We start from the raw sequence: 21,754 nt of genomic DNA on the forward strand, positions 1-21,754 counted from the left end.
TAAAGTGATAGAACTGTATTTTGAAAATAAAAAAGGACCACTTCATTTTTGTGAAATGGCCTTAAGAAAATATTCAGTTTTCACAAAATAGTCCTTTTAGTATTTATACATGGTAAGGATGCTCAAAATATTCAATGTAGAATACTAAAAGGTCATTCAGATATTTTTTTAGGTTGCTCATTTGCAATTCCTCCTTTCCTTATTTACAAGTTGATTATAAGATAGGTGTAAAAGGATTGCTTGCCAAATCGAAAGAAGATATAGACAAATATTGCAAAGGGGAGTATTTCATGCAGTTAAAATATGTTGACACAAAAGAGGAGATCATAGCAATAAATAGGAAGTCAAAACATATTGAACCACATCTTCATAATGCACTGGAGATCGTTTGTGTAACAAGTGGAGCATTAGAACTTGGTGTCGGACAGGAACTATACCATATGGAAAAAGGAGATATAGGCTTTGTATTTCCAGATGTTATTCATCACTATCAGGTACTGACACCCGGTGTAAATAAAGCGATTTATCTGATTGCATCGCCATTTACGATAGCCAAATTTGCAGATATCATGCAATCCATGGCTCCTGAATACCCAATCATCAAAGCGGAAAAGGTTGAACCGGAGGTATATAGGGTTATAAATGCAATTTTAGAGACAGAACAGTCGGATATTACTGTTGCACAGGCATATTTTCAAATTGTGTTGGCACGCTGCATAGGAAAATTAAATTTGGTAGAAAAGAGTAATGTGGGGAGCAACGATCTTATTTACCAGACAGTTTCCTATATATCAGCAAATTTTAAGAAGAAATTTTCGCTGGAAGAGATGGCAAAAGATCTGGGGGTGAGCAAATATGTTTTATCCAGACTCTTTTCCAAAACATTCCATAGAAACTTTAATCAATATCTTAACGATGTAAGGCTGAACTATGCATGCCAGCGTTTGGAAAATACGAGTGATTCTATTACAAACATTTGTCTGGATAGTGGATTTGAAAGTCAGAGAACATTTAACCGAGTATTTAAAGAAAGATATAAAATATCACCGAGTGACTACCGGAGTACATGTCTGAAAGATATGTTGTCATAACATATAGATTAATAAATTCAATAAAAATCTGATTATCAGTCTGAAATAAGTATCTCTGGGTGGTATTTATAATATGGGGTAGTGGTTAATTATTATGTCATATGCTTCTAAATGTAATGTTTTGAGGGGAGACATGAGCAATAGGAGAAGTGGTATTTGCATCAATGGGTTCAACAAAAAGAATTAAACAATAAGAATGAACAAAGTGTTGTAATCATCATACTGGTTGCAACACTTTTTTTTCGACATTTTTTGAGAATTGTGGGATACCACATATCCGGTCACCGCCATGCTCCGATTTGATTTCTATACCAAAAATCAGATCGGAAGAAAGATAATGGCTTATAACAAAACAAGTGAAGAACGAAAACGGCAAGCGAAAAAATTATATTTTTTATTCATATGATCCGATGATTTATGTTTCGGATGCTCATCCGATAGAAGTGATAGAAGATTAGAAAAAGATTGACAAGTTACCAATTGGTTACTACAATATAAGTAACCGAATGGTAATTGCCAAGGGGCATGGACAATTTTTGCATTCATATTACTTTTTAATATATGGATTTTAACAGAAAAGATAAATCCAACATATGCTGCAGCATTTAAGGAAAAATGAAAATCTAAGGAGAAGATATGGAATCAGATATCATTAAAATCAGCCACTTGAATAAAAGCTTTGGCGAAGTAAAAGCGGTAAATGATTTGAGCTTTCGTGTGAAAAAAGGAGAATTGTTTGCATTTCTAGGAGTAAACGGTGCAGGGAAAAGTACAACCATTTCTATTCTTTGTGGACTGCTGAAAAAAGACAGTGGAACGGTTCAGGTAAACGGAATAGAAACTGACAAAGCCGGCGCACAGACAAAAAGGATGCTTGGTGTTGTATTTCAGGATAGCGTACTTGATAAACCACTTACGGTGAAAGAAAACCTAATGAGCAGAGCTGCTTTGTACGGCATTACAGGAAATGCCTTTGATAAGAGATTACAGGAGCTGGTCGAGATTTTGGATTTTGACGAGTTTTTAAACAGACCTGTAGGTAAGCTGTCGGGAGGTCAGAGAAGGAGGATTGATATTGCCCGTGCATTATTGCACAGACCGGAAATTTTGATTCTTGACGAGCCTACAACAGGGCTTGATCCACAGACAAGGCAATTAATCTGGAATGTTATCGAGAAGCTTCAGAAAAATGAAAATATGACAGTATTTCTGACTACACATTATATGGAAGAAGCTGCTAATGCCGGGTATGTTGTGATTCTCGACAAAGGAAGTATCGCAGCGGAAGGTACACCGTTTGAACTTAAAAATGATTATGTACAGGATATAGTATCTGTTTATGGTGTTTCCGAAGATGAAATAAAGTCATTGAACAGAGAATATAAAAAAATACGTGACGGATATCAGATAAAAGTAAGAAATACGAAGGAAGCTACGGAGCTTATTGTAGAACATCAGGACCTATTCAGGGATTATGAAGTAGTAAAAGGCGGAATGGATGATGTATTTCTTGCAGTCACAGGGAAAAAGCTAGGAGGTGAGCATTGATGAGAACAGTATTGGCATTGATGAACAGGAACAGGAAACTGTTTTTTAAAGATAAAGGGATGTTGTTTACATCAATGATTACCCCCGTCATTCTGATTGTTCTGTATGCTACGTTTCTTGCAAAAGTTTTCAGAGATTCTTTTACAGCAGCGATTCCGGATATGATCACGATTTCGGATAAGCTTATTAATGGAACCGTGGCAGCACAACTGACAGCATCACTTATGGCAGTAAGCTGTATTACTGTAACATTCTGCGTGAATCTGACTATGGTGCAGGACAAGGCAAATGGAACATGGAAGGATTTTAATGTTTCGCCGGTCAGCAAGGGAAAAATATATTTGGGATATTTTCTGTCAACAGTAGCTAATTCAGTGATGGTCAATACACTTGCGTTTGTATTATGTCTGGGATATCTGCTTAAAATGGGATGGTATCTGAATGCAGCAGACGTATTATGGGTTCTATTTGATATGATATTGCTCGTCCTGTTTGGAAGTACACTTTCAAGTATCATTAGCTTTCCGTTGACAACACAGGGACAGCTTTCGGCTGTAGGTACAATTGTCAGCGCAGGATATGGTTTTATATGTGGTGCTTATATGCCGATTTCAAATTTTGGATCAGGTCTTCAGAAGGCACTTTCTTATCTCCCGAGTACATATGCCACTTCATTGATTAAGAATCATATGCTTCACGGAGTATTCATGGAGATGGAGAGAAAACATTATCCGGATGAAATGGTTGAAGCGATAAGAGCCACTCTTGATTGCAATCCGGTATTTCATGAAAATGTGGTAGGTGTAAATCAGATGATCGGTATTATGATGGGAAGTATAGCTGTATTCGGAATTATTTATTATTTTGTTACATTGCTGCCAGATGGTGAAGGCGGACGATAGAAAATATTATTTTCGGCAGATAGACAAAGCCTTTTTCATTTCACCAATCGTTGATATGGAAAAGGTGATTCTTGACATGATGAGATGGGCGGATATAACGGAAGAAAAGTTACGTGAAAAACAGTTGATAACTACAGGATTTGGAGAAACATTGTCCTGGGAATATTTGTGTTATGTGCGTAATCATCCGGTCAATTGGTCGGTTCCGACTTGTATATTATATGGAGATAAAGATAATCTGACATCACAGGAGACTATCCATAAGTTTGCCAATGATGTCGATGCAGAACTAACAATAATGCAAAAGGTAACTTAATAACAGATTTAAATTAGGAGATAGACATGGAAAGCAAAGAAAAGAACACAAAGGAAAAAATATTGGAAGAAGCTTTGAAGTTATTTGCACAGAGTGGATATATGGGAACATCCATGAATGATATTGCTTCAAAACTTGGAGTAACCAAGGCTGCATTGTATAAGCATTATAAAAGCAAGCAGGAGATATTGGACAGTATTATTGAAAAAATGAATGAATTGGATATTGAGAGAGTAAAGCAGTATGAAATGCCGGAGGGTGATCTGGAAAAGGTTACAGCCGAGTATAAAGAAACGGCATTTGATAAGATTAAGCAGTTCACAAAGGTGCAGTTTCTTCATTGGACGGAGGAAGAATTTTCAAGCTGTTTTCGTAAGATGTTGACATTGGAACAGTACAGGGAGCCACAGATGGCACAGCTATATCAGAATTATCTTGCAAGCGGACCATTAACTTATATGGAAGCTTTGTTTTCAGGAATGCTGGGCGATGAAGGAAAAGCCAGCCAGACAGCACTTGATTTTTATGGACCTATTTTTTTGCTTTATAGCATATATGATGGAGCAGAAGACAAAAGTCAAGTGATAAAGTTACTGGAAGAGCATATGGATCATTTCTTACAGGAAATGCAGATAAGTTGAAAGGGTGAAACGATTTGAACGATGAATCAGAGCATCAGGAATTGGAGTAATAATCATGAGAATTGAACATGTTGCACTTTATGTAAATGATTTGGAAAATACAAAAAAATTCTTTATGAAATATTTGGGAGCAAAATCAAATGCTGGATATCATAATCAGAAAACAGGCTTTTATTCGTATTTTCTCACATTTGAGGATGGTGCACGTATTGAAATAATGAATTTACCGGAAATGGCTGATTTACCGAAGAAAATAGTTCGTACTGGATATTCACATATAGCTTTTAGCGTAGGAAGTATAGAAATAGTGGATGCGTTGACGGCAGAATTAAAAGCGGATGGTTATGAGGTTATCAGTGGACCACGGACTACGGGTGATGGATATTACGAAAGCTGCATTGTTGCGGTTGAAGATAATCAAATTGAGATTACAGTATAATTTGAAAATGCAGGTATTTGAAAGGACAAAAACATGGCCTCAAGCAAAGAATATTTACAATTTATATTAGAGCAGTTATCTGATTTAGAAGAAATTAATTATCGTGCAATGATGGGAGAATATATCATATATTATCGTGGCAGGATTGTCGGAGGCATATATGATGACAGGTTACTTGTGAAACCGACAAAATCTGCAGTTTTTTATATGGCAACTGCGATTTATGAATTACCGTATGAAGGGGCAAAGGAGATGCTGTTAGTAGAAGATGTTGACAGTAAGGAATATTTGGCTGGACTTTTTAAAGCAATGTATGATGAATTGCCGGTTCATAAATCAAACAACAAAATAAGGAAATTTTGATAAAGCATTCACCCGGAATGGGTGAGTATTTTTGGGTTTCAGGTATTCAAATAACCGAAAAAAATCAGGTTATTGCTGAAGCGTATAGATTCATTAGTGGAGTAATACAATATATTAAGAAGCAAAATAATAATCCAAAACATAAAAGGTACTTGAAAATTTAGTAGAAAACATATTGACTTTGTGAATGAAATTGGGTAATATATGCACATAGAACAAAAACTTTCGAGGTTTTTATCAGAAATGGTGCTTGCACCAAGTCTGGGTTTGAAAAAAGTCCGTTACAATATGCAGAGGTGTTATGTATATTGTAATGGGCTTTTTTGTATTATATTCTAGAAAAATCAGGAGGTGTGTATGGTAATAGGAATTATAGAAGATGACAATTTGTTGAGAAAAGCTTTGGATACATCTTTGAAAAATCAAGGTTATACAACGATTCTTGCTGGTTCAAGAAAAGAAGCAATTAAAAATATAGATAGATCTGTAGATTTGTTGATCGTAGATATTGGATTACCGGATGGAGATGGAATAAATCTATATCAAGAGCTTCAAAAAAATGGAAGAATCCCAGCAATTTTTTTAACTGCAAAAGATGATGAAAAAGATATGTTAAAAGCATTTGATATAGGAGCAGATGATTATGTGGTCAAACCATTTTCAATAAAAGTATTGTTAAAACGTATGGAAGTTGTTTTGAAGAGAAAATCGAATGAAAATGTTTTTGTGTGCGGGCAGGTCATCTTGCATTCGGATAGAAAACAGGTTTTTGTAGGAAAAACAGAAATATCGTTAACACTCAAAGAGTATCAGCTTTTAGAATATTTTATTATGAACCAGAACCAGGTTCTTACAAAAGAGATGATAATGGAAAATATATGGGGAATCGATAGTGAATTCATTGATCCCAACACAATTAGCGTTATGATCAGCAGATTGAAAAAGAAATTGAATGATTCATCGAATGTTATCAGTAATGTATTTGGAATGGGATATAGAATGGGAGAGTAGCATGGCTGTAGCAAGTTTTACAGTACTTTTAATAGGTTTCATACTCGGAGGAAGCACTGTATATTTAGTTGAAAATCATTTGAGAACAAATGAAATGAATAAAATATATAAATTGACGGAATCCTTAATAAACGGCAATGAATTAGATGGTTCTGATATAGGGAAAGAAACGATCTATTCTAAAACGACCAATCAATTAATCCGTTTACAGGAAATATTGGAAGGAAGAAGGAAAGAGGCTGAAAAAAGTAAATATGAGATACAGAAATTAATTTCTGAGATTGCGCATCAACTAAGGACACCGCTGGCGAATATAAAAAATTATACAGAATTGCTGCAAGAGTCATTAAATGAAACTCAAGAAACATTGAATACAGAATACATAAAAGACTTGCGAACAAGTGAAGAACAATTATGTTTTTTGGTGGAGAGCTTTATAAAAACTGCCCGATTAGAGCAGGGAATCATACAAGTTCACACTCAAAAAGAAAATCTTGTTGAAACGATTCTAAATGCGTTGGGGCAAATACAGAAAAAGGCAGAAGAGAAAGATATCTATTTTCAAGTAGAATTGCCAGAGAAAATCATTTGCGAACATGATAAAAACTGGATGTGTGAGGCCCTTTATAATGTGTTTGATAATGCAGTCAAATATAGCAAAAGCAACAGCACGATCAATATCACAATGAAACAAACCGAAATGTTTTATAAGATTCAGATAAGAGATTATGGAATCGGGATAAGAGATGGAGAAGAAAATAAAATTTTTCAAAGATTTTATCGAAGTGAGCAGGCAAGAGGGCAGGAAGGATGCGGAATTGGTTTATACCTTTCCAGAGAGATTGTCTTATTACAAAAAGGGATGATGAAAGCAAAACAAATGAAGCCAGGGCTGCTTATAGAAGTGAATCTTCCGGTATAGACAGTTCATATGCAGCTTGTAAGAAGTTTGTAAGAGGTACCATGTATAATAGATTATGGCTGAGTTAAAGGTAGCATTTACGAAAGGAGTTTACAGAAAAGATGGATATAATCAAAGCCATGAATCTAAAAAAATATTATACATCCGATACATATGAAGTGCGTGCCTTAGATGGTGTGTCATTAACGGTGGAAGAGGGTGAATTTATAGCGGTTGTTGGTACGTCCGGATGTGGAAAGACAACACTTATGAACATGTTGGGAGGTCTTGACATTCCGGATTTTGGAGGTGTCTGGATCAGAAATACAAGTTTAAAAGATCTTAACAAGGAAGAAAGAACAATATTCAGAAGAAGAAATATCGGATTTGTATTCCAACAATACAATTTAATTCCTTCGCTTAGTATACGCGAAAACATAGTTCTTCCGATGCGACTTGACGGTAAGGAAATCGATATAGATTTCTTTAATGAAATTGTAGAAATACTTGGATTAAAAGATAAATTAGAACGTTTTCCATCAACACTGTCCGGTGGACAGCAACAGAGAGTTTCTATAGCACGGGCATTGTTGACGAAACCGGCAATTGTCCTGGCGGATGAACCGACCGGAAATCTGGATTCTGTTACAAGTATGGAAGTTGTGGGATTACTAAAATCCTGTGCTGCAAGATTCCATCAGACGACATTGATCGTAACTCATCAAGAGGAAGTAGCACAGATGGCAGACAGAGTAATACGTATGTCCGATGGGAAAATCTATACAAGAGATTGTAACGATTGTTAGGAGGTATCATTATGTTTCATAAGAACATTCCAAATAACAATAAAGACATAATCCGATTTCTGGCTAAGAATTTTGCAGGCACAAAAAAGGTAAGAAATTCGATTTTATTTTGCTCGGTAGTAATCGGTATTGTTGCGATTACCATGGTATTCGGAATCTCTTTTGGGAAAATACAGGCAGAAGAAATAAGATTAATCAGAGAAAATGGAGCGGCTTCTTCGGGCAGAATAGAAGATGGAACAGAAGAACAATATGCAAAATTAAAACAACTGGATTATATAAAACAAGTTGGGAAAAGTATTTTTGTAGGTGAAGCTACAGACATTTCTAAGAATAATGAAAAAACGATATGCAACGTAGTTTGGGCTGATTCAGAAAGTTGGAACAATTTTTTGAGGCCGGCATATACCAATGTGATTGGGAATTATCCGCAGAAAAAGGAAGAAATTCTATTATCTGAGCGGGCATTGAAAAAACTTGGTATCTCTGAACCGGAACAAGGAATGGAAATAAACTTAGATGTATACAAAGGTGTGTTCGAACATTCGAAAGAAAAATTTGAACTATGTGGCTGGTATACAGACTCTGGAAATGAATTGTCAATCGGATACATTTCACATGACAAAATTAATGAGTTGAGTCTGGAAAAAGGACCTTATACGTTACTTTTCAGTCAGAGTAATCATTTAAGCAGAAGCAAAACAGAAGAAAAATTATATCAGACATTGCCGATGAAGAGTGCAGAACAGAAGATATACGTTTCTGATACAGCACAATATACTGCCGTTTCTAAATTCGCAGGTGGATATGAGATGGTGATATTAGGAACAATAGGAATTTTGTGTGGAATATATTTCCTTGTACGCAATGTCCTTTGGATATCCATGAGCGAAGATGTTCAAAATCTCGGACTGCTCCACACAATCGGAGCCACAGAAAGACAGATTACAAAAATATACCGGAAACAAATGCGATTACTCATGTTAAAAGGCTCTGCTTTGGGAAGTTTGATTTCTGCATTGGCTTTGATTTTATTGATACCGAAAATATTAGGCTTTCATTTTTATCAGGAAATGGGAGGAAACACGATACTTTCCTTTTTCAGACCGTGGATTCTTTTGATTTCTGTTCTATTTGTAAATGGAATTCTGTGGATAGCATCGGAAGGTGTTATTAGAAAAATAACGACTCTGTCTTGCGTTGAGAGTGCCACTTATGATGGAAATAAGCTTAACAGAAAAATAAAACATCCTGTGGAAATGGTGTTGAAACGTTCTGAAATAGGAGAAATGTTTTATATTGCATGGGGAAATATAACACGACACAAAGCACGATTTATCATTACAAGTCTTTCTATATTTTTAGGAGTCCTGTCTTTTATTCTAATGAATGTACTTACAAATGGATGCGATTATAAGCTTCTTCTTGAAAAACGTCCTGATTTTTTGTTGGCAGGAGAGTTTAGCAAATTCGGGAAAAGCCAGGGATGTGGGGAAGAATATAAAACCAGAGAAATCGATGTTGATCCTTTACTGACACAGGGAGACGGTGTGGAACTGTTGTATGATAATGATTATGATGAATTTTCACCAATCTCTCAAGAGTTGGAGAAAAAACTACACAAGATAGATGGTATTGATTGGGAAAATTCAAATCTGATTGAAGGAGCTTATGTAACTACGGTTATGTCTAAGAAAGGAATTCGTCCTTATGACGAGGGGCTTTCAGATCTTACAAATGACAATATGGTGGAAGGATTCAGTTGGGATACGGTGCAGATTTTAAATGACAATCAAATCTTGTCGCTTAAGAAATACGTTCAGGATAATCAACTCAATATTGATGTGAAATCTTTGGAAGAAGGAAATGGCGTGCTAGTCATACATGATCATATGCTGACTCCGGAACAGCAAAAACTTGCAGATGAGGCAATTGGCGAACCGGTATACTTTAAAACTTTGCTTTCAAGAGAAGATGCGATTCTTAGAAAAGAACAAAGTAATTCTGAGAATAAAGAGAAACAACAGGAAGAGGAATTTCCTCAAAAGGAATCCGAAACATTTACTCTATGTGGTTATTTAGACAGGCAAAGTGATAATTTCCCAGAAATACATCAATCCTGGCATGGTAGAGAAGGCAGCATATATTATTTTATCAGTGAGAAAGGCTTTCAAAAGATACCAACTGAGAAAAAGATATTAGCAATGGAATTAACTGCTGATCCAGAAAAAGAACCTTATGTGAAAACACAGATCAGCGAGCTGATATCCGAGGAAAATAAGAAACGATCCGAAATGACAGAAGTATCGATGGATGAAGGCACAGGCGAAGCAGGAGTTTTTGTTATCTGTAAATCAGACCTGATGCAACAAAAAGAAACATATATGAGAGGAAATCGAATTCTCCTAGGTGCTATAAGCATCATATTATTCATTGCGGGATTGACCAATTATTGTAACGTCGTATTTACCGGGATGTACGCTCGGAGAAAAGAATTTGATATTATGAAAAGTATCGGGATGACGGATAAACAAATGAAATTAATGCTTTTTGGAGAAGGTAGTTATTATTTTATGTGTGTGATGGGAATGTTGTTTACTGTAGGGGTGGCAGCCTTGGTTGGAGTGAAAATTTATATGGAAAATAAATTGTCATATTTTATATTTCATTGGCCGATTCATGTTATGGTAGGTGTAATGTTTTCTTTAATGCTTATTAATGTTATGGTTACACATTTTATATGCAAGAAGAGATAGAAGAGACATGGTGACTATTTAGGATCCATGTTAAGTTTTGAAATGAAATTCTTGTGAACTTTGCCCTGTTACAGTTGTTTTTTACGCTATTATCTGAAAGACATATAATATATAGGCTTGAATGGTGAAAGTGCTCATTTGGGCCTATTATTGTATGAATTCATGTGTTACAACCAGAGCAAGATCCACCCGTGTATTACAGTATTGTCATTTTGACAATTTTGATAAAGCATTCACCCGGAATGGGTGAGTATTTTTGGGTTTTCAGGTATTCAAATAACCGAAAAAAATTTTCATCAAGAACGATCTGTCATTGGTGGCAGGCGCAACAAATTTCTTAGAGAAAATTAAGTTTTACAAATAAGGTCGCTTACAAGTGTAAAGAAAACAGAAACTTAAATATTCACAAAGAGAAAAGGCTATGGTATAATACAGAGTACTGAATTTAGATAATTATACTGAAAATCAAAGGATTTATAGGAGGAAATATACAAAATGAAATTAGGAATCGTTATTACGAGACCGATTTCATAAATGTCCATATAAGTTGTTAAATGCCTTTAAATGCTGATAGCTAGAGCATTTAACGGATTTCCGACTTGGATAAAACTCTATATAAATTCATGTAAGTTTTTGAAAAATGGCCCACTTTGTGGCCCATTAACTTTTGATTGAAGTCCTAATATGGTAAGGAGAAGTGCTTGTATGAGCGCTTCTTTTTTGCAAGTATTATAATAAAAATAACTGGTGATTAGGTTCCAATATGAATATGTAACTGGAATTTTAAAGGCATAGTATGTTGTACCATCTAATAAATTTTGCTTTCATTTTTGCTCATGACCATGAGACTTTTTTCACTCAAACTGCATGCTGATGATATATTTCTAGTATCGAACAGAACGTTGTTGTATTATGATTTGCTTTTAATTGTCACGGCAGTGTTTAATGGATGCTGTGAAAGCCTAGGCTTTAAAGGATTTTTTGATGATTGACGAATAATTTACACCTTATTTATACCTTTGGAAGACCGGATCGGAATAATAGAGAAATAAAGAAATAGATAAATATAACAGGAAGCAATTTTGTCATATTGGAAATAATTAAAATTTGCTGAACCGTGTTGATTTTATTGATTGAGTATAATAAAAGTAAGAACAGAAACTTCCATGCTTGAAGCGGTTACCAGAATTGACAAAGAAATGCAAGTTAGCCAATCCGGTAGTCCAGCATATTTTTTCATTGTCACCCGACGTTTATACAAAACATATACTTATTCCGCTTGATGCGTCATTCTTGTTCTGAAAACAGGAACAGAATCCTTACAGCGACTGTAAGTGTTATTTATTGTGCTTCTGTGCTATCATTTACCCAGAAATGGATAGGAGGCATTCACATGAAACCAATTTTGAATATTGAAAATCTTACCAAAGTCTATGGGACGTTGCCAAACCAGACGAGAGCACTGAACGGAATCACTTTTCAGGTCATGCCGGGAGAGTTTCTCGGTATTATGGGAAGCAGTGGTTCCGGCAAATCCACGCTTCTCAACTGTATTGCAACTGTGATTCAGCCTACAGGTGGAAGCATTCAGGTGGAGGGAGATACTCTGCAATCCCTCAAGGAAAAGGCTCTTGCCGAGTACCGTGGCAAAAAAGTTGGTTATCTATTCCAGAACTTTGAATTGCTGGACAACCTGACTGGCAGGGAAAATATCCTGCTCCCGACTTCCTTGCATGGGGTAGCCGAAACAGAAAGCAGCCAGCGGCTGAAGCAGTTGGCTGACTATCTGGAAATTTCTGATGTTCTGGATAAGTTTCCGTCCAAGATGTCCGGTGGCCAGCGTCAGCGTGTTGCGGCAGCAAGGGCTCTGATCTTACATCCCCAAATGATCCTTGCCGATGAACCGACGGGTGCGCTGGATTCTAAGAACGCAAGAAGTCTTATGGAGAAGCTGTCCGGCCTGAATCGTGACGAACAAGCTACGATCCTGATGGTAACCCATGATTCCAATGCCGCCAGTTTCTGTAAGCGCATCCTGTTCATCCAGGATGGCGTGATCTTTCATGAGCTTCGGCGTGGAGACGAAAGCCAGCAGGAGTTCTACGGGCGCATCCTGAAGGTGATGGCGCAACTGGGAGGGGGCAGCGCAAATGTTCTCTAATCTCATTCTTCGGAACAGTCGCCGCAGTCGAAAGGAAAACGGTCTGTTTTTCAGCTCCCTGGTGATTTCTATTGTTGCATTTTACATGATTCTTTCCATCTCCACTCAAGATGTGATGCTCTTTTTGCAGAAAATGGAGAGTGACGCAGTTGACAAACTCCTGCTTCTGATTCCTGCGTTTTATGGGATGACCCTCGGTATTCTGTTCTTTTTGATCTATTTTGCCTGCAAGTATCAGTTCGAGCGCAGACGGCATGAGTTTGGTGTTTATCTAATGTTGGGGATGCGTAGAAGTAAACTGTTTGGTATGCTTCTGGCGGAAGATTTCCTGACCAGTATTCTTGCCATGCTCATAGGATTACCTGTGGCTGTGGTGCTTTCAGAAATTGTCAGTCTTGTCACCGCCAAACTGGTAGGCATGGGGATCATCGGTCATCAGTTTTCTTTATCCTGGTCTGCGATTGAATGGACGCTGGCAGGATTTCTGGCAATTAAGCTGACGGCACTTCTGATTTTGAGTGGACGAATCAGCCGCCAAGAGATCGGTACTTTGCTATCCCAGCCAACGAACCACCCCAAAAAGCAAATGCCATCTGTTATCTATGGACTGGCTGCTATATGCGGAAGTGTGATGTTGGCAGTGGCTTACTACATGGCGATTCAGAGAATTGCATGGACAAAGGTAAGTATGATGGGACTGACTTTGCTGTTGGGCATAGTTGGTACGATGCTGCTTTTCTATGGGATGCGTGCGCTGATTGCTTTGATTGTTAAGAAAGGAAAAGGAAATAAGCAGCTGCATGTATTTACCTTCCGGCAGATTCAGGAGAATGTCATTCATCAGTCAAACTCCATTGCCATCAGCTCCCTGCTGATTCTGGCAGCGCTGTGTTGTTTTGGTGCGGGCGTAGGAATTGCAGGAACGAATAGCCTGTCTTCTGACCATGTAATCGACTATACTTTTGAAGATCATACTGCAGAAGATTCATCGCAGGTTCTTCCGAATATAAAGGCAGCCCTGAAAGAAAACGGTTTGGAAAATCAATTTTCAGAGCTTTTTGAAATGAGGGTTGGGAGTATTCACACCACAGAAGATTATGATAATGCCTACAGCATGGACGTTGTTATGGACTCTCTTCGAAGCCTGCCCCAGTCGGAAGACCGGGATGTCCTTTTGAACAATCTTGATTATGCCACATACCCATATTTGATTTGTTTATCGGACTATAATCGTTTGTTGGAATTGTCCGGCAATCCGGCTCTCCAATTAGGCGAAAAGGAGGCCGCTGTCTATATTGATACAGAGTTTACTACGGTAAGCCGTACCGCAATGCTGAACCAAGTATTGGCCGGGCATCCCAAGGTGGAACTGGATGGTAGTCCGATTCATCTTACAGGAGAGGTTCAGTCTGTGAATTTGGTCACGGACCGTTCTATAACCTTGTCCTTTGCATTGATTCTTCCGGATGAAGCATTCCTATATTATAGCCAGGGGATGTATGATACCTATGTCAATGCGGTGCTCAGTGAACAGGCTCTGGATGGAAATAGCCTTATGACTGCATATTTGGATTTGAACGAGAAGCTGGACGAAACTGGCATTGAATATGAAAGCTATCTTCAGAATATGGGTCGTCAGCTTTTCTACACCATAGCATCCAGTTATATTACCCTATATCTAGCAATTGTTTTCCTGGTAGTTGCCAACACCATCGTGGGTGTTCAGTTCCTGATGAGTCAGCAGAAAACCGGGCGCAGATACCAGACTCTGATCCGCCTGGGAGCTACTTACGAAACCCTTTGCCAGTCTGCTGGAAAGCAAATTACCTGGTTTATGGGACTTCCTGTATTGGTTGCGGCTGTCAGCAGTCTGTTTGGAGTCAGGGCGTTATTTACAGGGATACTCTCGTCTCGAACCCGTGGGACAGTGTCTGAAATGCTGCTTGTATCTGCTACTATGATTTTGCTGCTTTGCGTGATAGAATATATTTATATGAGAGTGGTCAAGCGCTCCAGTGATCGGTATTTGCTGACACTGATGCAGCCACAGAGAGAAGAATAATTTGGAAGGAGGTGCTGCCGTGAAAAGAATTGCTGTTGTGGAAGATGAAGTCTATATGCGGGAAGAACTCTGCAATATGCTTCAAAAGGACGGGTATCTTGCGGAGGCAATCACCGAGTTGGAAGATGCCGTTCGGCTCCTGGCAGCCCTCCGTCCTGACCTTGTGATCTTAGACCTGAATTTGCCGGAGATCAGTGGCTTTCAAATCTGCCAGGAACTAAAGAATAAAACCGCTATCCCCGTCCTGGTACTGACTTCCAGAGATCAGGTAAAGGATGAACTGCAAGCGTTCCACTTGGGTGCTGATGAATATTTGACGAAGCCGTGCAGAAAAGATCGACTTCTTGCCAGGGTATCCAATATTCTCAAAAGGTATGAAGGCCGTACCAATCTCATAGAGGGACCAGATTTCCTGTTAGACCAGCAGACCTACACGCTTTATATTCATAATACCTCTGTCGTGCTTCCAAAAAATCAGGGAAAACTGTTGGTTGCTCTTTTGTCCGGCGGCGATGCTCTGGTCACGACGGAGCAACTTTGCATAGCACTATGGGGAACCACGGAATACATAGACGAAAATGCCTTGCAGGTTAATCTGACCAGGCTGAAAAAGACGATGTCCGGTCTTGAGATGAAGCAGCGAATCGTTGCGGTTCGTGGGATGGGCTATCGTCTGGAAACGGGGGTGGCTCCATGAAGCGGCTTTGGCGCATGATAGAACGGTACTACCCCTGGCTGCTGTTGCTGTTGGGCGTGGATTGCTTTTGTGCTATCATTCTTTGGATTTCTGACATTCAGGCATTTCAAACCTTGAGTGGGTTAGTAGTTCTGACAAGCCTCCTTTTGTTTTCAGCAATTCTGTTTGTACTAAACAAGCGGGAGACCACCCGCCGAGAGCTGTTCCGGGATTTCCTCAGTGATCCTACCATCTGCAACGAGGAACGGCTGCTCAGTGCCATCAGCCGGGAAGAAGGAGAATCTATCCGGCTTCTGGCATCAGTTTTACAGGAACACAAAACTGAGAGTAACAGTATGGCAGATGCCCTACAGGACTATGAAGAATATGTGGAGGGCTGGGCACATGAAGCGAAAACGCCCCTATCGTTGTTGACCATGCTCCTGGATAATCGGAGCAACGAAATGTCTCCTCCCCTGCAAGCAAAACTGGATTATGTCCGCAGTCAGCTTCAGGAGGATGTCACTCAGATGTTATACTATGCCCGGTTAAAGAGCAGTACAAAGGATTATCAGTTTAAGGATATCAATTTGAATGACTGCTTGGGGGAAGTTCTGGAGGACTATGCCCCACTTCTGGAAGAAAAGCAGTTTGTAATTATCAATAAACTGCAATCTGAAACAGTCTATACAGACCGTAGAGGGCTTCAGTTTATGTTGGGACAGATCGTGAGCAATGCCATAAAATATAGCAGCGATAGTCCCATGCTAACAATCTCTATGATACATTCGGAGATCGCAGATGTTCTTTCAGTTGAGGATAATGGCATCGGTGTAAAAAAATATGATCTGCCGTATATTTTTCAAAAGGGCTTTACCGGGGATTCTACTGACAGCAGAAAGAAAGCTACCGGTATAGGGCTTTACCTGGTTAAGAAGATGGCTGACGATCTAAACCTTCGTCTGGAAGCTGCTTCCCCGTGGGAAAAGGGCTTTAAGATAGTCATCTTCTTTCCAAAATTGAGATCCAACGGAGGAAAATAATATAAGCAAAAAACGGGGCTGTAAAATAAGTCTCTGCTAAAGAAACGCTAGTTCCGACAAATGCTGGTTCTGGCGTTTCTTTACATTAATATATGTTTTTTGAAAATCGTCACTGTTTTATGTAAAAAGGGTACACTTAATAAGCTTGGATAGATTTCTTCTGTACGTCCATATTTTTTATATCTTACATGTTGTTTTCGTTTGAAAAGAAATTTACGTCCAATAGGGCATATAGGATTTCCGTTCTCATCTCTTATATAGTTTACAGCACGATAAGGATTCGTGTGATGTTTTTTATCTGCCGTTTCTTTTTTGTACATGGTAAATATCATTAAATTTTTCCATTAAAGGTACAATGCATTCCATGCCTTGTCTTCCATAAAATCAATTCTACGTTAAAAACATACCGTCTAGACAGCTATTTTTTAAGCTATCATTTGAAAGACATATATAATATATAGGCTCAAATGGTGAAAGTGCCCATTTGGGCCTATTATTGTATGAATTCATACGTTACAACCAGAGCAAGATCCACCCGTGTATTACAGTATTGTCATTTTGACAATTTTGTATTACTTACGAGTAGTAGACTTGATGGGGATTACATCCCCATGCCCACGTGAAAATATAATTGCTGGCAATTACATTTTAGCAGACACGCAAGTGTTTCTGAGTAAGCATCACAGACAACAAAATAAGAAAATTTTGATAAGGCATTCACCTGGATAGGTGAGTGTTTTTTTATTTTCAAATATTTAATTAATCGTAAAAATAAAAAAGTTTTCCTCAGGGGGCTGTAAAAATGTCTCTCAGCGTTTCGTTTTATGTAAGGGTATTTTGGACAGGAAAAATATAAAAATTTTCATCAAGAACCTGTATTTATGCCCTTCATCTTTTGAATATATGTAAGGACATTTTTGAGCCGGCATAAAAATGTTTTTTACAACACTTAGAAATAGAAACGAGGCGAGAAAAGAATGAAATATGAATACATGAAGGAGTCAGAGCAGATGCTTCAGTACTTCCGGTTTCCGAAGTTTTTGCTAAAGCTTCGAATTTCTCAAAATGCAAAATTTCTTTATATGATTTTGTATGACCGGGCGCGGATATCGAGAAAGAATAGCTGGATAGACAAGTATGGAAATGTTTATTTGATATTTCCAATTGATGAATTGTCTGTTCAAATCGGCAAATGCAAATCTTCTGTAAAAACAGCATTGAAGGAATTGGATGATGTGGGACTATTGGTTCGCAGATCCGGTGGATTTTCAAAACCCAATCATTTATATGTAAAAATTCCATCTGATGAGATAGGTTTACAGACGGTTGATGATAAGGCGGTTGAAAAGATGGCTGCAACAGAGTCGGGAAAGCACCCATCATCTGGTTGCAAAAATGGCTGTGCAGGAGTCGGAAATGTGGCACCTAGTAAAGTAACTGAGAAATATAAAAGAAATAAATATCATGAAGTAAATTATTGCTATGGGGAAGGAGAGAGTTTGTGATGAGAGAAGAAGATACTGTATGTGTAGGCAGTGATGGTTTGAAATACTGCAAAGTCTGTGGGGAAGCGAAAGAAGCATTTTTCCCCAAGGGGGGCTTTATGGGAATGAAGAAACATTCCAGGCAATGTGTCTGTGACAGAAAAGCGTATGAAGAAGAACAAAAATATTTTAAAGACAAAGAGCACCGGGAATTAGTCAGCAGAAATACAAGCATCTGTTTTGACGAGAGCAGAATGGAAGAGTGGACATTTGAGAATGCAGATATGTCAGATGCGGTAATGCATAAGGCAAAAAATTATGTTGATAACTGGGAGAAAATGAAAAGAAATCATATAGGCTGTTTGTTCTGGGGACCGGTTGGTACCGGGAAAAGTTATGTTGCCGGATGCATTGCCAATGAACTTCTTAAGCGGGAAGTAACGGTAAAGATGACAAATTTCAATACCATTATTGATGATATATTTCCACTGGCAGACAAAACGGAATATATCAATGCATTGGCTTCTTACCAGCTTTTGATTATTGATGATCTTGGAGTGGAACGAAATTCAGAATATGCGTTAGGAATTGTTTTTAGCGTCATAGACCGCAGGATCCGTTCGGGACGACCTTTGATCATCACAACCAATCTTCCGCTGAAAGAAATAAAAAGCGAGACCATGTTGGACAAAAGGCGTATCTATGATCGTATTTTAGAAATGTGTACACCAATGTATGTTGGAGGTACAAGTAAACGAGAAGCGATTGCAAGTATGAAAATGGAGAAAGCGAAAACGTTGTTGAATACAAAGAATGATCGTGTGTATTGCGGATAGAAGTGTATGCTACGCACGTTAAATAATAAGGGAAGGATTTTATGAGCAAACAACATGTTGCGATATGTGAAAAAGTGGCTCTTACAATTGAAGAGGCAGCAGAATACAGTAATATTGGACAAAACAGAATAAGTGGTCTTTTGAAAGAACCGAGATGTCCGTTTGTGCTTTACGTAGGCACGAAAAAACTTGTAAAGAGAAAAGAATTTGAAAAATTCATTTCGGAAAGTGTGGAAATATAAATGATTGACAGGAGATGGGGCAGGAGATGAGATGAAAATGAATATTCACAAAAATAAGATGCTATGGTATAATACAAGGTACTGTATTAGGGCTTCTTATGAGAGGAGCTGAAATATGGGAAAAGATTTAAAAGGCAAAGAACTTGGCAAGGGAATATCCCAGGAAAGTACGGGATTATACTCAGCCAGATTTGTAGATCGGTTTGGAAAGAGAAAACATAAACGATTCAAAAAGCTGCAAGAGTGCAGAGCATGGATTGCTGATGCGACTTATGTGGATGAACACAGTGATATTTCAATGCCATCAGATATGCTGGTCGATCAATGGTTTGATTATTGGATTGGGATAAAAAAGAAAACAGTCCGTTCAAATACTGTTCGCAATTATACGGAGAGATATATTAAAAATATTAAACCGGTAATTGGGAAGATGACACTATCAGACGTGAAACCACTTCAATGTCAGAAAATATTTTATGATATGGCAGATCAGGGGTATCGCACATCTACAATTTATCAGGCAAGAATTGCATTATACAATATGTTTGAGTATGCAAAAGAGAATGAAGTCTTGCGTAGCAATCCCTGTAAAAAATCTGTGAAAAGTGATATGGGAAAGCCTTCTGAGAAGAAGGTTGCTTTAACAAGAGACATACAAAAAACATTTTTACAATATGCAGAAAATCAAAGCTATGAAAATCAGTATCGTTTTATACTACAAACCGGATTGCGAACAGGCGAATTGGTAGGATTGAAATGGGGAGATGTCGATTTTAAATCCAAAACAATTCAGATTCGCAGAAGTATGGAATATCGTTACAGTGCAAAGGAGTGGCGTATCGGAGAACCAAAGAGTAAATCAGGTTACCGTACGATACCCTTAACAGAAGAAGCGGTTTCTATACTAAAAAAACAAAAAGAAAAGAATAAGAGGATTTCAGAAATTTCAACAGAATGGGAAGAATTTGTGTTTCTGTGTCGAAAAGGAACACCTGTCAAGAACAGTACATATGATACAGCGCTGTTTAAAATCTGTGACAAAGCAAAAATTCCAAGATTTTCGATGCATATCTTGAGACATACTTTTGCTACCAGATGTATTGAAGCAGGAATGAAACCGAAAACACTTCAGATGTTACTGGGCCATTCGAATATTGGAATTACAATGAACTTATATGTTCATACTACCGAGGAAGAAAAGAAAAAAGAAATGGACTTGGTAGCAGAAGCACTTATGGCAATGTAATGGCCCACTAAATGGCCCACTTGCAAAAATAAGTATGCTGAAATCCCTTGAAATCAAAGGATTTATAGGAGGAAATAGAAAAAATGAAATTAGGAATCGTAGGATTACCGAATGTAGGAAAAAGTACTTTATTCAATTCACTGACAAAAGCAGGAGCAGAATCAGCCAACTACCCATTCTGTACCATTGATCCAAATGTGGGCGTTGTTACTGTACCGGATGAACGTCTGAATGTGCTTGGTGAGATGTATCACACCAAAAAGATCATCCCGGCAGCGATTGAGTTTGTAGATATCGCAGGTCTTGTAAAAGGTGCATCCAAAGGAGAAGGTCTTGGAAACCAGTTTCTTGCAAATATCCGTGAGGTTGATGCAATTGTTCATGTAGTACGTTGTTTCGAGGACAGCAATATTGTCCATGTAGACGGAAGTATCGATCCACTGCGTGACATTGAGACGATCAACCTGGAGCTGATCTTTTCAGACCTTGAGATCCTGGAAAGAAGAATTTCCAAAGCAGTCAGAGCAGCAAGAAATGACAAGACGATCGCAAAAGAGCTGGCACTGATGGAAAGAATTAAAGCACATCTGGAAGATGGAAAGATGGCAAAGAGCTTTGATGATATCAATGACGAAGATGAACAGCAGTGGCTGGAAAGCTACAATCTTCTGACCTACAAGCCGGTCATTTTTGCTGCAAATGTGGCAGAAGATGATCTTGCAGATGATGGTGCAAGTAATGCGGGAGTACAGGCAGTCCGTGAGTATGCAAAAAGAGAGGACTGCGAAGTATTCGTTGTCTGTGCGGAAATTGAGCAGGAGATTGCGGAACTTGATGATGATGAAAAGAGCATGTTCCTGGAAGAACTGGGACTTAAGGAATCTGGCCTTGAAAAGCTGATCAAGGCAAGCTACAGCCTTCTCGGACTGATCAGTTACCTGACAGCAGGAGAACCGGAAGTCCGTGCATGGACGATCAAAAAAGGAACGAAAGCACCACAGGCAGCAGGAAAGATCCATTCTGATTTTGAAAGAGGATTCATCCGCGCTGAAATCGTATCCTATGATGACTTGATGGCATGTGGCACTTATAACGCTGCAAAAGAAAAAGGTCTGGTAAGACTGGAAGGTAAGGACTATGTTGTACAGGACGGAGATATTATTCTGTTCAGATTCAACGTATAATAGTCGTTAATAAAGTAATTGATAATGTATGGTGAGAGGCGGACAG

Annotated in this window: 20 protein-coding genes; all 20 read left to right on the top strand. The window is 38.3% G+C overall.

The annotated features are described in order from the left end of the window. Positions 1 to 290: 290 nt before the first annotated feature. The 20 genes from NQ556_RS04080 to ychF all read left to right on the top strand — a co-directional run bounded on the left by NQ556_RS04080 (position 291) and on the right by ychF (position 21,708). Positions 291 to 1,091, top strand: a complete 801-nt coding sequence (locus tag NQ556_RS04080; protein WP_044998953.1) for a helix-turn-helix transcriptional regulator — start codon at positions 291 to 293, stop codon at positions 1,089 to 1,091. A 636-nt stretch (positions 1,092 to 1,727) separates the two neighbouring features. Then, complete coding sequence (locus NQ556_RS04085) at positions 1,728 to 2,639, top strand: ABC transporter ATP-binding protein (RefSeq protein WP_008372132.1); 912 nt, start codon at positions 1,728 to 1,730, stop codon at positions 2,637 to 2,639. Then, complete coding sequence (locus tag NQ556_RS04090; protein ID WP_008372130.1) at positions 2,639 to 3,541, top strand: ABC transporter permease; 903 nt, start codon at positions 2,639 to 2,641, stop codon at positions 3,539 to 3,541. The genes NQ556_RS04085 and NQ556_RS04090 overlap by 1 nt, the downstream gene beginning before the upstream one ends. Before the next feature lie 76 nt (positions 3,542 to 3,617). Further along, a complete protein-coding gene (locus NQ556_RS04095; protein WP_147574872.1) occupies positions 3,618 to 3,857 on the top strand; it encodes a hypothetical protein in 240 nt (79 codons plus the stop codon). Between the two features lie 26 nt (positions 3,858 to 3,883). After that, positions 3,884 to 4,498, top strand: coding sequence for a TetR/AcrR family transcriptional regulator (locus tag NQ556_RS04100; RefSeq protein WP_008372127.1), 615 nt, complete (start codon positions 3,884 to 3,886; stop codon positions 4,496 to 4,498). A 55-nt stretch (positions 4,499 to 4,553) separates the two neighbouring features. Beyond that, the gene (locus tag NQ556_RS04105) at positions 4,554 to 4,937 is read left to right on the top strand and encodes a VOC family protein (RefSeq protein ID WP_008372125.1); all 384 of its coding nucleotides are present in this window, start codon (positions 4,554 to 4,556) and stop codon (positions 4,935 to 4,937) included. Between the two features lie 33 nt (positions 4,938 to 4,970). Continuing rightward, the gene (locus NQ556_RS04110; RefSeq protein ID WP_008372124.1) at positions 4,971 to 5,300 is read left to right on the top strand and encodes a TfoX/Sxy family protein; all 330 of its coding nucleotides are present in this window, start codon (positions 4,971 to 4,973) and stop codon (positions 5,298 to 5,300) included. Between the two features lie 357 nt (positions 5,301 to 5,657). Next, the gene (locus NQ556_RS04115) at positions 5,658 to 6,311 is read left to right on the top strand and encodes a response regulator transcription factor (RefSeq protein ID WP_204575843.1); all 654 of its coding nucleotides are present in this window, start codon (positions 5,658 to 5,660) and stop codon (positions 6,309 to 6,311) included. Between the two features lies 1 nt (position 6,312). Further along, positions 6,313 to 7,233, top strand: coding sequence for a sensor histidine kinase (locus NQ556_RS04120; RefSeq protein ID WP_243273504.1), 921 nt, complete (start codon positions 6,313 to 6,315; stop codon positions 7,231 to 7,233). Positions 7,234 to 7,334: 101 nt separating this feature from the next. Continuing rightward, entirely contained in the window at positions 7,335 to 8,018 is a 684-nt protein-coding gene (locus NQ556_RS04125) for an ABC transporter ATP-binding protein (protein ID WP_008372111.1), read from the top strand. 11 nt (positions 8,019 to 8,029) lie between these two features. Next, positions 8,030 to 10,774, top strand: a complete 2,745-nt coding sequence (locus tag NQ556_RS04130) for an FtsX-like permease family protein (protein ID WP_204575845.1) — start codon at positions 8,030 to 8,032, stop codon at positions 10,772 to 10,774. A 1,393-nt stretch (positions 10,775 to 12,167) separates the two neighbouring features. Continuing rightward, positions 12,168 to 12,935: an ABC transporter ATP-binding protein gene (locus NQ556_RS04135; protein WP_062304187.1), complete on the top strand. Its 768-nt coding sequence runs from the start codon at positions 12,168 to 12,170 to the stop codon at positions 12,933 to 12,935. Next, complete coding sequence (locus NQ556_RS04140; protein ID WP_008372098.1) at positions 12,925 to 14,997, top strand: ABC transporter permease; 2,073 nt, start codon at positions 12,925 to 12,927, stop codon at positions 14,995 to 14,997. The genes NQ556_RS04135 and NQ556_RS04140 overlap by 11 nt, the downstream gene beginning before the upstream one ends. Before the next feature lie 19 nt (positions 14,998 to 15,016). Continuing rightward, on the top strand, positions 15,017 to 15,694 hold the full coding sequence (locus NQ556_RS04145; protein WP_044998951.1) for a response regulator transcription factor: 678 nt from the start codon (positions 15,017 to 15,019) through the stop codon (positions 15,692 to 15,694). 113 nt (positions 15,695 to 15,807) lie between these two features. Beyond that, positions 15,808 to 16,716, top strand: coding sequence for a sensor histidine kinase (locus NQ556_RS04150; protein WP_243014396.1), 909 nt, complete (start codon positions 15,808 to 15,810; stop codon positions 16,714 to 16,716). A 977-nt stretch (positions 16,717 to 17,693) separates the two neighbouring features. Further along, positions 17,694 to 18,221: a replication initiator protein A gene (locus tag NQ556_RS04155; protein ID WP_117781072.1), complete on the top strand. Its 528-nt coding sequence runs from the start codon at positions 17,694 to 17,696 to the stop codon at positions 18,219 to 18,221. Further along, on the top strand, positions 18,221 to 19,036 hold the full coding sequence (locus NQ556_RS04160) for an ATP-binding protein (protein WP_008372090.1): 816 nt from the start codon (positions 18,221 to 18,223) through the stop codon (positions 19,034 to 19,036). The genes NQ556_RS04155 and NQ556_RS04160 overlap by 1 nt, the downstream gene beginning before the upstream one ends. 41 nt (positions 19,037 to 19,077) lie before the next feature. Then, positions 19,078 to 19,278, top strand: a complete 201-nt coding sequence (locus NQ556_RS04165) for an excisionase (RefSeq protein ID WP_008372088.1) — start codon at positions 19,078 to 19,080, stop codon at positions 19,276 to 19,278. Positions 19,279 to 19,393: 115 nt separating this feature from the next. Continuing rightward, positions 19,394 to 20,524, top strand: a complete 1,131-nt coding sequence (locus tag NQ556_RS04170; protein ID WP_117980708.1) for a tyrosine-type recombinase/integrase — start codon at positions 19,394 to 19,396, stop codon at positions 20,522 to 20,524. An 83-nt stretch (positions 20,525 to 20,607) separates the two neighbouring features. After that, a complete protein-coding gene (ychF, locus tag NQ556_RS04175; protein WP_022220674.1) occupies positions 20,608 to 21,708 on the top strand; it encodes a redox-regulated ATPase YchF in 1,101 nt (366 codons plus the stop codon). Positions 21,709 to 21,754: the final 46 nt, after the last annotated feature.

It is taken from the genome of Coprococcus comes ATCC 27758 (genome assembly GCF_025149785.1).
Taxonomy (GTDB): Bacteria; Bacillota; Clostridia; order Lachnospirales; family Lachnospiraceae; genus Allocoprococcus; species Allocoprococcus comes.